Raw genomic sequence first — 13,124 nt, forward strand, 5'->3', positions numbered from 1 at the left:
GAGAAGTATGGCTGACGAACTGAACAACGATTACGGAGCGGACAAGATCAAGGTCCTTGAGGGGCTCGAAGCTGTTCGCAAGCGCCCCGCCATGTACATCGGCTCGACTTCGAGCCAGGGGCTCCACCACCTGGTTTACGAGATCGTCGACAACTCCATCGACGAGGCCCTGGCCGGTTACTGCAACGAGGTGAACGTCACCATCCATATGGACGGCTCCATTACGGTGGTGGACAACGGACGTGGTATTCCCACCGAGATGCATCCAACTGAAGGGAAACCGGCGGCGGAGGTGGCCCTTACGGTTCTCCATGCCGGCGGCAAGTTCGATAACACGTCCTACAAGGTGTCCGGCGGTCTCCACGGCGTCGGCGTTTCGGTTGTTAACGCCCTGTCGAAAAAGCTTGAACTGGGAATTCGCCGGGACGGGAAGGTGTTCCAGCAGTTCTACGCCTTCGGTGCGCCGCTGACTCCCCTGGAGATCGTTGGGGAGACCAAGAAGCGGGGGACCAGGATCACTTTCCTCCCCGACGACACCATCTTCGAGACCACGGAATTCTCCTTCGATGTCCTTTCCCAGCGTCTGCGGGAGTTGGCCTTCCTGAATGCCGGAGTGCGGATCACCATTACCGACGAGCGGGAAGAGGGAAAACACCACGACTTTCACTACGAGGGGGGTATTGTCTCCTTCGTGGAGTACCTGAACCGGAACCGTACCGCGCTCCACCCGAAACCGGTCTACTTCCGGGGGGAGAAGGCCGGCATCGACATGGAGATCGCCTTCCAGTACAACGACTCCTACGACGAGAAGGTTTTCACCTTTGCCAACAACATCAACACCCACGAGGGTGGTACCCACCTTGTGGGGTTCCGGGCGGCGCTGACCCGCTCCATGAACTCCTACGCCGCGGCCAACGAGCTCATGAAGAAGGAGAAGGTATCCATCTCCGGCGAAGACCTGCGGGAGGGGCTCACGGCGGTCATATCCGTGAAGATACCCCAGCCCCAGTTCGAGGGGCAGACCAAAACCAAGCTCGGCAACTCCGAGGTGAAGGGATACGTGGAATCCCTCATGAACGAGCAGCTGGCGGTTTTCCTGGAAGAGAACCCCAAGATCGCCAAGGACATCATCGGCAAGTCCATCGAGGCGGCCCGGGCCCGGGAAGCGGCTCGCAAGGCCAGGGAACTGACCCGGCGCAAAGGCGCCCTCGACATCTCCAACCTCCCCGGCAAGCTGGCCGACTGCCAGGAGCGGGACCCGTCGCTCTGCGAGCTGTATCTCGTCGAGGGTGATTCCGCCGGCGGCTCCGCCAAGCAGGGGCGCGACCGGAAATTCCAGGCGATTCTCCCCTTGAAGGGTAAGATCCTCAACGTGGAGAAGGCCCGCTTTGACAAGATGCTCTCTTCCCAGGAGATCGGTACCCTCATCACGGCCCTGGGGACCGGCATCGGCAAGGAAGACTTCGACGTGGCCAAGCTCCGCTACCACCGGATCATCGTCATGACCGATGCCGACGTGGACGGTTCCCACATCCTGACGCTCCTCCTCACCTTCTTCTTCCGGCAAATGCCCGAAGTGGTGGAGCGCGGGCATCTCTACATCGCCCAGCCGCCGCTCTACAAGGTGAAGCGGGGTCGCAAGGAGCTCTATCTCCGCAACGAGGCGGCCATGCAGGCCTATCTCCTGGAGGAGGGGACCGAAGACATGGTCCTCTTCCTGGAGAACGGCGAGAAGACCTACAGCGGCAAGCAGATAATCCCGATTCTCAAGCAGCTGGTGGAGTATCGCACCATCCTGGACAAGGTGGTACGCAAGGGGATCAACGAGGAACTGATCCGGGTGCTGCTCCGTCTGGGAGTAAAGGCCGGCATCGAGGACATGGAGCAGCTGGTGCCGTTCCTGGCGAATATATCCCGGGTCTACGACGGCGGCGACTTCAGCCCCCTGGATGACGGGCGGGTCATCGTGCGCCTCGGCAATCTCAGGATAGCCCTGGATCAGCATACCCTCGACCTTATCGGCTCCTACGAGTACGGTCTCCTTGTTGAAAGTTTCCGGAAGGTGCGGGAAATGTTCGGCGAAGGCAGCGCCGTGGTTTCCAGCGAGGGGAAAGAGCTCTTCACAACCACCATCGGACTCGATCTCCTCTCCTTCTTCATGGACAGCGCCAAGAAGGGGCTCTCCATCCAGCGCTACAAGGGCCTCGGCGAGATGAACCCGGATCAGCTCTGGGAGACGACCATGAACCCGGAGAACCGGACACTGCTCCAGGTGAAGATAGAGGATGCCATAGAGGCCGACACAATATTCACCATACTCATGGGCGACCAGGTGGAGCCCCGCCGGGACTTCATCGAGCAGAACGCCCTGAACGTGTCGAATCTGGATATATAGCCCCGAAGGCGGAACTTCCGCCACAGAGTCACAGAGACACTGAGAACGGAAAAATCGAAAAAACTCTTTTAAAGGTTTAAAACCTAAAAAGTTTTCAGGTTTTCTCTGTGATGACTCTGTGGCAAAACAGTTTTTAAATAGTGTTAATTATTTGAGGTCCTGCAATGCTTGAACATACCCTGAACAAGACAGCCGTCAACATCGAAGACGAGATGAAGCGCTCGTACATGGACTACGCCATGAGCGTCATCATCGGCCGGGCCCTCCCCGACGTGCGGGACGGCCTGAAGCCGGTGCACCGGCGCTGCCTCTATGCCATGTACGACATGGGGAACGACTACAACAAGCCCTACAAGAAATCGGCCAGGGTGGTCGGGGACGTGATCGGTAAGTACCACCCCCACGGCGACACGGCGGCCTATGACACCATCGTCCGGATGGCCCAGGACTTCTCGCTCCGCTACCCCCTGGTGGACGGCCAGGGGAACTTCGGCTCCGTGGACGGCGATTCTCCGGCGGCCATGCGGTACACCGAGATCCGGATGGAACAGCTGGCCCACGAACTCCTGAACGACCTGGAGAAGGAGACCGTGGATCTGGGATTCAACTACGACGGCTCCCTCACGGAGCCCCTGGTGCTCCCCTCCAAGTTCCCCAACCTGCTGGTGAACGGCTCCTCCGGCATCGCCGTCGGCATGGCCACCAACATTCCCCCCCATAACCTCACCGAGGTGATCAACGGGATCATCGCCACCATCGAGAACCCTGCCATCAGCTTCGAGGAGCTCCTGGCCCTTATCCCCGGCCCCGACTTCCCCACGGGGGGATTCATCTACGGCCGTGAGGGAATCCTCCAGGGGTACCGGACCGGCCGGGGCATCGTCCAGATGCGGGCCCGGGCCAGCGTCGAGACCCACAAGAAGACCGAGCGCCAGTCCATCGTCGTCACCGAGATTCCCTATCAGGTGAACAAGGCGAACCTTATCACCAAGATTGCCGAACTGGTGCGGGAGAAGAAGCTGGAGGGGATCAGCGACATCCGCGACGAGTCCGACCGGGACGGGATGCGGATCGTAATCGACCTGAAGCGTGACGAGAATCCCCAGGTGATCCTGAACCACCTCTACAAGCAGACCCAGATGCAGACCTCCTTCGGCATCAACATGCTCGCCATCGTGGCGGGACGGCCGAAGGTCCTGACCCTGCGGGACGCCATCGGCCACTTCATCGACCACCGCCGCGAGATAGTCACCCGGCGCACCATCTTCGATCTGAAAAAGGCCGAGGCCAGGGCCCACATTCTGGAAGGTCTCAAGATCGCCCTGGACTGGCTCGATGCGGTCATCGAGCTGATCCGCGCTTCCAAGAATCCCGACGAGGCGAAAAACGGCCTCATGGCCGGCAACTTCTCCGACCCCAACTTCCTGCAGAAGCTCGGAATCGAAGGGGCGTCCTTCACTGCCAGCGTCCATCTCTCGGACAAGCAGGCCCAGGCGATCCTCGAGATGCGTCTCCAGCGCCTGACCGGTCTCGAGCGGGAGAAAATTCTCAACGAGTATGCCGACATCCTCAAGTACATCGCCCGGCTGAAGGAAATCCTCGCCTCCGAGGCGGAGATTCTTGCCATTATCGTGGGCGAACTGCGGGAGATCAAAGAACGGTTCGGCGACGAGCGCCGCACCGAGATCGTGGACCGGAGCGCCGAGATATCCCTCGAGGATACCATCGTCGAAGAGGACGTGGTGGTCACCGTCTCCCACTCCGGCTACATCAAGCGGACCGCCGTCTCCCAGTACCGCTCCCAGCGCCGGGGGGGCAAGGGTAAGACCGGCATGAAGACCAAGGAAGAGGATTTCGTCGAGCACCTCTTCGTCGCTTCCAGCAAGGACTTCATGATGTTCTTCACCGATTCGGGCCGCGTCTACTGGCTCAAGGTCTACGAGATCCCCGAAGGGGGCCGGGCGACCCGCGGCAAGGCCATCGTCAACCTCCTGAACCTCCAGGCCGGCGAGCAGATCACCGCCATCCTTTCGGTGAAGGAATTCGACGACGAGCGGAACATCCTCATGGCGACCAGGCTCGGCGTCGTGAAGAAGAGCCCCCTCAGGGAGTACGCCAACATCCGGAGCGGCGGTATCATCGCCGTGAATCTGGACGACGGCGACAAGCTCATCGCCGTGGCCCTCACCGATGGTCGCCAGGATGTCCTCCTGGCCTCCCGGAACGGCAAGTCGATCCGCTTCCACGAAGAGGATGCCCGCCCCATGGGACGGGTCTCCCGCGGGGTGCGGGGGATGACCCTGGAGGATGACGACGTGGTAATCGGCATGGAGGTCATCAACCCCAGCGCCACCGGCTCCACCATCTTCACCGTAACCGAGAACGGCTTCGGCAAGCGGACCGAACTGGACGAGTACCGGGTCCAGAGCCGCGGCGGCAAGGGAATCATCACCATCAAGACCACGGAGCGCAACGGCTGCGTGGTGGACATCATGCAGGTGACCGACGAGAACGATCTCATGCTCATCACCGACCAGGGAAAAATCCTCCGGATACCGGTGGCCCCCTTCTCGGTCATCGGCCGCAACACCCAGGGGGTGAGGCTTATGACCGCCGAGCAGAACGAGCGGATCGTGGCCGTGGCAAGACTTGCCGAAAAGGATGAAGGGGACGAAGGTAGTGATGACGAACTCCCCGAAGTGGAGGTTGTCGAGGAGTAGCCGCTACGGACCCGGCCCGTGACCGGTTGTGAGGTTTTACCGGCCGCGGTCCCCGGTTCCCGGTCCCCGCTTATGAAAAGTAATCGAAGTATCGACACGAGCCTCAGGGAGCGCCACACCATCCTGAACTTCCTGGAGCAGCTGACTAAGGAGAACGTCAGCGCCGATGAGCTGACCGAGATAGGCACCACCCTTCGCGCAGCGGGGCGGCGAGCCCTGTCTCCCCTCTTCCGCCGCCTCTGGCGGGAAAAAGACGGTGCGGTCATCTCCAGGTATACCTTTCTCCTCAGTTTTTTCGAGGATGACGGATGGCTGGAACAGCTCATCCAGCTCGCCCTGACCCGCAAGGATCTGGAAGAGCCGGGGCGGCTGGCCCTCATCCATGCCCTGGCCGGGTATGGCGTGGATGTTTCGGTTCCCCCCTTCACTCAAGCCATAGGGAGTGGCGGATCGCTGCGAACGACGCTTCCCCGCCTTCTTGACCGGGGCGAGGATGGGCTGATAGTCTTCATGGAGGAGTTTGCCGCCTACTCCCTGGAGGCCCAGAAAACCATCGTTCGCGAGTTGAGTTTTGTGGATGATCCCCGTGTGGTGGATCTCTTCGGCGTTCTCCTGGCGTTCGATGAGCCCGATACCCACCGGGAGGTCGTGGAGACCCTCGGCAGGGTGAGGTTTCCCGGTGCCGCGCGACTGCTCCGGCATTACCTGTATGAAGCGTCCGGCAACGACCGGCTTCTGGCCGAGCGGAGTTTGCGACGCTTGGGGTTCCTGGGGCTCGACACAGGTGACGAAGGGGCGGAGCGGCAGTTTCCGTTCCATTCATCCTGGGCAAGCCCCCCCGATGTTTCCGGTCTCAGCTGCCTCCTGGTGGCGCGCTGGTCGGAGGAGGAAAAGCTTGATATCCTTTTCATGGAGCTCCACGAAACCGATGGCTTGCGGGATGCCTGGGGATGGAGCGGCCTGACGCCGGAAGAATACGGTGATATTCTTCGGGAAAACGCCGTGGAAGAGACCCTGGTGGCGGTGGATTACGGATACGTTGCCGAACTGGTGGGGGACAGCCTTGAGCGGAGTCACGCAACGGGCTTTTATCTCCCTCCGGAGTTCTATGTGCGGCAACGGATATTTGCCGGAATTGACCTGACCCCCCGTTCCTACATCCCGCATTTCGAGGGGATTGATCTGGATACGGCGGATGACCCGTCCCTTGTCGCCGGGAGTGCCGCACTTCTGGATGACGGGTATTTCGACGGGTGGTTCTTTTTCGACAGCCGGACCAGGCTGCTGGCCGAGGAGCTGGAGCAACTGGGGGACGACCCCTTTGCCAGGGAGGACGAACCGGCAGCTGACCGCTTCCTTGAGCGCTGGTGCCGCCGGGAAGTGGTGCCACGGCTGGAGCGCATTGTCCGGCGGCTACTTCTCACGGCCGACCTCATGGTCCGCTCCGGCAGGGAGAAGCGGCTTGTGGCACAGACCCTGGCCGTTGCCGTGAGCCTTTCCCGGGGAACCGTAGCTCCCCATCGTCACCCGTTCCTGCGCCGTTGGCTTCTGGAGCTGATCGGCATGGTGCGGGATGCCCGGGCCGAAGGTTACCAGTTTCCACCCACCCCCTGGGATGACGAGGATGGGGAATGGGACTGAGAGAAAACTACATGAGCGAGGGACTGTCCATGGGTGAAAAAATCGGTGTCATCGGCGCGGGGAGCTGGGGAACGACCCTGGCGAATCTTCTGGCGAAAAAGGGTCTGGACGTAACTCTCTGGGCCTATGAGCCTGAGCTGGTTGCCGAGATGCGCGCCACGCGGGTCAACACCCTGTTCCTCCCCGGCGTGGAGCTCTCCCCCAACCTCGCCTTCACCAACTCCCTGGCAGAGGCGGCAGAGGGGAAGGATGCGCTGGTCCTGGTCTCCCCATCCCAGGTCATGCGCAGCGTTCTCGCCCAGCTTGTTCCCCTTCTCCGGCCGGGGGTAACCCTGGTGAACGCCTCAAAGGGGATCGAGCTCGACACGCTCATGACCATGGACCAGGTTTGCGCTGCTGTCCTCCCCCCCGGGATTGCCGCCCGCTTCTGCGTTCTCTCCGGTCCCAGCTTCGCCCGCGAGGTGGCCCAGGAGATGCCGACAGCGGTGGTGGCGGCCTCCGCCGATCCGGAAGCGGCGTCCCTGGTGCAGCGGCTCTTCACCACCCCCTATTTCCGGGTCTACACCAACAGCGATGTGGTGGGAGTCGAAATCGGCGGCGCCCTCAAGAACGTTATCGCCCTGGCTGCGGGGATCTCCGACGGCCTGGGGCTCGGCCACAACACCCGGGCAGCCCTCATCACCCGCGGGCTTGCCGAAATGAACCGCCTCGGCCGCGCCATGGGAGCCGACCCGGCCAGCTTTGCCGGGCTTGCGGGGATGGGAGACCTGGTCCTCACCTGCACCGGCGACCTTTCCCGCAACCGGACCGTCGGGATGAAGCTGGGCCAGGGGATGCTCCTTGCGGAAATCCTCGGCGAGATGCGGATGGTGGCCGAGGGAGTGAAAACCGCAGAGTCGGCCTGGCGCCTTGCCGGCCGCATGGGGGTCGATATGCCCATAACCGAGAAGGTCTACCAGGTGCTCTACGAGGACAAGCCTGCCCGGCAGGCCGTGCTGGAGCTCATGACCCGGGACCCGAAGGCGGAGCAGGGGTAGGGCTGGATTTAGCCAGCGCCCCTCGGAGGGTGTGCAATGAAACTGCGCCTTGCCATCAGAAACAAGCTTTTTCTGGCGATTTTGCTCATTCTCTTTGTATCCTACGCCATCCTCATCCAGACGACCGTCACCAGCATTAACGCTTCCCTTGAAGACCACCTGGCCAGGGAGCTCTCGGCGACTCTGCACTACGCCAAGGACCAGTATTCCGCCCGTGCTGAACAGATGAAGGCCGCCCTTATGCTCCCCGCTTCGGCGCAGCCGGTTAAAGACCGGATGGCCGGGAGGGACAGGGCTTGGCTCCGGGATGCCGCCCGGAGATGGCGGCAAAACCTTCCCCTTGCCGAACTTTTACTTTTCGTTGACTCTAGCCGCAAGGTCATGGCCAGCTGGAGCGAGTCTGAGCCGCAGGATACCGGTGAACTTGCTTCAATCGTGAAACGGTCCCTGCGGGAAAAACAACCGGTCATTGCCACCGAACTGGTGAGCGCCGGGTTTCTCTGCAGTTCCGGAATTCGGGAATTCTGTTCCGATCAAGCTTCTGCCGGCGATGACGGCATGGTCATGATCACGGTTGTCGTCCCGGTGTTTGCCGCCGGCGGGGAGCCCCTGGGCGCCATCATTGCCGGAGACGTCATCGAGCGGGATGTCAAGCTGTCGGGCCACGTGCAGGATATCTTCGGCAAACAGGTGAAGGTGGCCGTAAGCCGGGGAAACATGATTGCACCGGCAAGCGTCAATCCTTCCTTCCCCTACCCTGCCGCCATCGCCCCTAAAATCCTTGCCAAACTGGAGCGGGGAATGTCGTTCGGCGGCGAAGCCTCCATCGGCGGCGAAGTTTACAAGACGGCCTTCGATCCCCTCACCAACAGCCGCGGTGATTATGTGGGTTCCCTTTATGTCGCCCTCTCCCGCGACGACTTCAAGGGGATGCTCCAGAGCAGTTTGCGGAACATTCTCGCTTCAGCTGCCATCGGCATAGTCCTCACTTTCTTCATTGCCTACTTCGTAGCCCGCAGATTGACCATGCCCGTCAAGGCCCTTGCGGACGGCGTGCGGATGATTGAAGGCGGAGATCTGGGGCAGCGGGTGGATGTGAGCGCTTCAGACGAGTTGGGGGAGCTTGGGGATGCTTTCAACCGCATGGCCCTTAGCCTTGAGGAGCGGGACCGTACTATCCGCGCCACGGCCCATGAACAGGAGACGCTCAACCGCAGGCTCCAGGAGATGAACGAGCTTCTGGAGAAGCGGGTGAGCGAGCGGACCGCTGCCCTTCAGGTGGAGATGGGGCGCCTGGAGGCGATCATTACCGGCATGGTCGAAGGTATCGCGGTCACCGACAGGGATGGAAAGATAATCCTGTTCAATCCCGCGGCCCAGCGGATATTCGAGATGGTTCCCCACCGGGTGCTGGGACAACGGCTCGAACAGCTCTGCTCGACCGGGGAATTCTGTCCCCTTGTGGAATATTTCCGCACCATGAGGGAAAACAACGATTTGACAGCCCGCCGGGATGTGCCCCTGGCCGTGAAGGGGAAGAAGCTGCAAATCAATCTTTCCCCCCTCGTCGACCTGGGAGGTACCCTGGCCGGTGTCGTCATGTCGGTGCGGGATGTGACTGCCGAGGAAAAGGTGGACCAGATGAAGACCGAGTTCATCTCCGCCGTTTCCCATGAGCTCAAGACTCCACTTACGTCCATCAAGGGCTCGCTCCAGTTCATCCATGACCGGGGAAACGGGGTCGACGAAGTTGAGGGAGAGCTTCTCGGCGTCTGCCTCCGCAACACCGACCGGCTGATCAGCCTGGTGAACGATATTCTGGATATAGCCCGCATCGAATCGGGACGTTTGGAATTTTCCCTGGTGCCCCAGAATGTGCCGGCTCTGGTTGCTAATTCCATCAAGGAACTGGCGGCATTTTCCCAAGAGAACGGGGTTATCGTCGAAAACCGCTGCGACGATGGCCTTCCTCCCATTTACGGCGACCGGGAGCGGCTGGTGCAGGTACTGGTCAACCTGATTTCCAATGGAATTAATTTTTCTCCCCCCGGGGAACAGGTGGTGGTAACGGCGAAGCGGACGGCAAACTACGTGGCGATTTCCGTGGCAGACCGGGGTAGGGAGATTCAGTGGTCGGACCGGGACAAGCTGTTCAAGAAATTCCAGCAGATGAACGACCCTGAAAGCCGTCTGCGCGGCGGGACAGGGTTGGGACTGGCCATTTGCAAGGAGATTGTTGAGCGGCACCATGGTAGAATCTTTTACAGCGAGGGGAACGAAGGCGGGAACGTCTTTACCTTCACGGTCCCCGTCTACGAGGAACAATCATGAACGACGCCAGGATTCTCATTGTCGATGACGAAGCGGATATCGCCCTCATACTGAAGCTTCAGCTTGAGGACGCCGGGTACCGCACGACCCGCGCCCGGGATGGCCTGGAGGCCCTGGAAGTGCTGGGCCGTGAAAGCTTCGATCTGGTTCTCCTGGATATCCGGATGCCGCGACTGGATGGCATAGAGGTACTGGAGCGCATCAGGAGCGATTGGCCTGAGATGGTGGTGGTGATGATGACCGCCCACGGCAGCGAGGACATCGCTGTTGAGGCCATGAAGAAGGGGGCGGTGGACTACATCTCCAAGCCGTTCTCCTCCGACGACATGAAGAAACGGGTGGAGCGGGCGATCCAGTACAACCGGACGCGGCTCGAGAACGAGCGCCTGCAGCGGGAGGTGGAGGAGGAGCGCCGCAAAATGGAGGCGATTCTCCACGGCATGGCCGAAGCCCTCATTGCCGTGGACCGGCAGGGGCTCGTCATGAGCATCAATCGCACTGCCGCAGGACTTTTCAGGATCGATCCGGCAGAGGTCAACTCCCGCCCCGTGGAAGAGCTCCTTGCCACCGCCCTCCCTTCCGGCGGGCTCCCCTGCCGCAAGGTGCTGGCCACCGGTGAGCCCTGCCTGGACGTGGCCTACGAACTGGTCTTGCCGGGGCGCGTCGTGCCGGTGCTCTCCAGTGCTTCCCCCCTGGTGAACGCCTCCGGAGAAATGATCGGCAGCGTGGAAATCATCCGCGACATTTCCGCCCTCAAGGCACTGGAGCAGGAGCGGGAGGATTTCGTCAGCATGCTTTCCCACGACCTGAAGACCCCCATCACGGCCATTGTCGGCTCCATCGACCTGGTGAAGGATGGGCTGCTCGGCGCGGTGGGCACGGAGCAGAAGTCGTACCTGGAAGCTGCCGTGGAGAGTTGCGCGGAGATGGTGGATATGATCGACACCCTCCTTGATGTACACCGCTTCGAAGCGGGGCGGATGGTGACCACCAGGGTGGAGGTGGAAGTCGGGCCGCTCCTGCATCGCATCGTCAGCCGGTTCGAGCCGGTGGCCCGCAATAACGGACTTGATCTTGTCCTTAACCTCCCGGAGCATCCCGTTACCTTTGCGGTGGATTCGAAGCAGTTCGGGCGTCTCGTGGGGAATCTCCTGTCCAATGCCCTGAAATTCACCGATGAGGGGAGCATCCGGGTGCGGGCGGAGCGACTGGAAAACGCCGGTGCCGTTGCCGAGCGCATTCCCGCCGCGGCCTATCCGCCGGAGAGCATTCCCCGGCATGGGGGCCATATCCTGGTTACGGTGAGCGACACGGGTGCGGGGATACCATCCGATTCCCTCGTCACCATCTTCGACCGCTTCGTCCAGGCCCGCAACCGGAAAATGGGCAAGTCGAGCGGCACCGGTCTTGGCCTCGCATTCTGCCGCAAGGTCATGGATGCCCACCATGGCTTCATCTGGGCGGAGAGCGAACAGGAAAAAGGCAGCACCTTCTCCATGCTCTTCCCGCTGGAGGCAGACTGACCGCTTACGTTAAGGATTCTTGTCCATGAAGCAGCCATACCACGGCGCACCTTATAGAATTGCAGCGTATTACGCTCTTTTTGCCGGGCTTTGGATACTCTTGTCCGATTGGTTCCTGGGCCTGTTCGTGCGTGACCACGATCTCATGATCAGGTTGGCGACGGTGAAGGGGTGGCTGTTCGTTGCAGTTACCGCTCTTCTCCTCTATGTGGTGATTAGCCGTTTCGTCGAGGAAGTAATGCGTCGGGAAGAGCTCTTGCAGGCACGAAACGAGGAGCTCTCCATGGTGGAGGAGGAACTCCGCCAGCAATTGGACGAGTCCGAGCGCAGCCAGCATGAACTCCGGGAGAGTGAGGAAAACTACCGGATACTTTTTTCCAGCAATCCGCACCCCATGTGGATTTACGACCTGGAAACCCTGTCGATCCTCGAAGTGAACGACGCCGCGGTGGCACACTACGGCTACAGCCGCGATGAGTTCCTGTCCATGACGATCAAGGATATCCGCCCCAGGGAGGACGTTGACAAGCTTACGGAGAATGTGGCGCAGGTCACCTCGGGCATCGACCGTGCCGGTGTCTGGCGTCACCGGAAGAAGGACGGTTCCATCATCCATGTGGAAATAACTTCCCACACCATCAACTTTGCCGGAAGACGCGCCGAGGTGGTTCTTTCCAGCGACGTTACCGACAGGATTCGGGCCGAGGAGGAGATACTGCGCTTCAACGCCGATCTGGAGAGGCGGGTGGAGGAGCGGACCGCCGAACTGGAGCGGGCCAACCGGGAGATGGAGTCCTTCAGCTATTCGGTTTCCCATGATTTGAGGGCGCCGCTTCGCCACATCGACGGCTTCAGCCGGATGCTTCTGGAGGATTACGCCGGACAGCTCGATTCCCAGGGGAAGAGTTACCTCAACAGAATCTGCGCGGGAGCCAACCGGATGGGACAGCTCATCGACGATCTTCTCCAACTGGCTTCCGTCAGCCGCAACGAACTCCATCGGCGTCCCGTGAGTCTCAGCAACATCGCCCGCGCTATTGTAACCGAACTTATGCAGACCGCACCCGAGCGCGAAGTGGCCTGTGCCATTGCCCCGGGAGTCCGGGCCGTGGGAGACCCCGCCCTTCTGCAGGTCGTCCTCCAGAACCTGCTGGGGAATGCCTGGAAGTACACTGGGAAGGAACCTAGTCCGGTTATAGAGTTCGGGGTTGCCGAAGGGGAGAATGCGCCGGTATTCTTCGTGCGCGACAACGGGGTAGGGTTCGACATGGCCCATGTGGGCAAGCTGTTCCATCCCTTCCAGCGGCTCCATGGTGTGGACGAATTCGAGGGTACCGGCATCGGCCTGGCAACGGTGCGCCGGGTGGTTGAGAGGCACGGCGGACGGGTCTGGGCCGAAAGCCGCACCGGAGAGGGAGCTACATTTTATTTTACCCTGGGAGAATTACACTCTCCTGCGAACGATGACAAGGGATAG

Annotated in this window: 7 protein-coding genes; all 7 read left to right on the plus strand. The window is 60.9% G+C overall.

The features are described 5' to 3' along the window. The first annotated feature begins 7 nt into the window (after positions 1 to 7). The 7 genes from gyrB (at position 8) to JZM60_RS05515 (ending at position 13,124) form a co-directional block, all read left to right on the plus strand. Positions 8 to 2,395, plus strand: coding sequence for a DNA topoisomerase (ATP-hydrolyzing) subunit B (gyrB, locus tag JZM60_RS05485; RefSeq protein ID WP_207164504.1), 2,388 nt, complete (start codon positions 8 to 10; stop codon positions 2,393 to 2,395). A 164-nt stretch (positions 2,396 to 2,559) separates the two neighbouring features. Further along, positions 2,560 to 5,115, plus strand: coding sequence for a DNA gyrase subunit A (gyrA, locus tag JZM60_RS05490; protein WP_207164505.1), 2,556 nt, complete (start codon positions 2,560 to 2,562; stop codon positions 5,113 to 5,115). A 72-nt stretch (positions 5,116 to 5,187) separates the two neighbouring features. Beyond that, on the plus strand, positions 5,188 to 6,756 hold the full coding sequence (locus tag JZM60_RS05495) for a HEAT repeat domain-containing protein (protein ID WP_207164506.1): 1,569 nt from the start codon (positions 5,188 to 5,190) through the stop codon (positions 6,754 to 6,756). Between the two features lie 29 nt (positions 6,757 to 6,785). After that, on the plus strand, positions 6,786 to 7,793 hold the full coding sequence (locus JZM60_RS05500) for an NAD(P)H-dependent glycerol-3-phosphate dehydrogenase (RefSeq protein ID WP_207165501.1): 1,008 nt from the start codon (positions 6,786 to 6,788) through the stop codon (positions 7,791 to 7,793). Positions 7,794 to 7,829: 36 nt separating this feature from the next. Then, positions 7,830 to 10,124 (plus strand): ATP-binding protein, encoded by a 2,295-nt coding sequence (locus JZM60_RS05505; protein WP_207164507.1) that lies wholly within the window; start codon positions 7,830 to 7,832, stop codon positions 10,122 to 10,124. Further along, a complete protein-coding gene (locus tag JZM60_RS05510; protein ID WP_207164508.1) occupies positions 10,121 to 11,647 on the plus strand; it encodes a response regulator in 1,527 nt (508 codons plus the stop codon). Before JZM60_RS05505 ends, JZM60_RS05510 begins: the two co-directional genes overlap by 4 nt. Positions 11,648 to 11,672: 25 nt before the next feature. Beyond that, a complete protein-coding gene (locus JZM60_RS05515) occupies positions 11,673 to 13,124 on the plus strand; it encodes a sensor histidine kinase (protein ID WP_207164509.1) in 1,452 nt (483 codons plus the stop codon).

Origin of the sequence: Geobacter benzoatilyticus, from assembly GCF_017338855.1 — a bacterium.
Taxonomy (GTDB): Bacteria; Desulfobacterota; Desulfuromonadia; order Geobacterales; family Geobacteraceae; genus Geobacter; species Geobacter benzoatilyticus.

Excerpts from the sequence above, each read along its gene's own strand:
- gyrB (WP_207164504.1), top strand. The coding sequence starts at position 8 with ATGGCTGACGAACTGAACAACGATTACGGAGCGGACAAGATCAAGGTC.
- gyrA (WP_207164505.1), top strand. The coding sequence starts at position 2,560 with ATGCTTGAACATACCCTGAACAAGACAGCCGTCAACATCGAAGACGAG.
- JZM60_RS05495 (WP_207164506.1), top strand. The coding sequence starts at position 5,188 with ATGAAAAGTAATCGAAGTATCGACACGAGCCTCAGGGAGCGCCACACC.
- JZM60_RS05500 (WP_207165501.1), top strand. The coding sequence starts at position 6,786 with ATGGGTGAAAAAATCGGTGTCATCGGCGCGGGGAGCTGGGGAACGACC.
- JZM60_RS05505 (WP_207164507.1), top strand. The coding sequence starts at position 7,830 with ATGAAACTGCGCCTTGCCATCAGAAACAAGCTTTTTCTGGCGATTTTG.
- JZM60_RS05510 (WP_207164508.1), top strand. The coding sequence starts at position 10,121 with ATGAACGACGCCAGGATTCTCATTGTCGATGACGAAGCGGATATCGCC.
- JZM60_RS05515 (WP_207164509.1), top strand. The coding sequence starts at position 11,673 with ATGAAGCAGCCATACCACGGCGCACCTTATAGAATTGCAGCGTATTAC.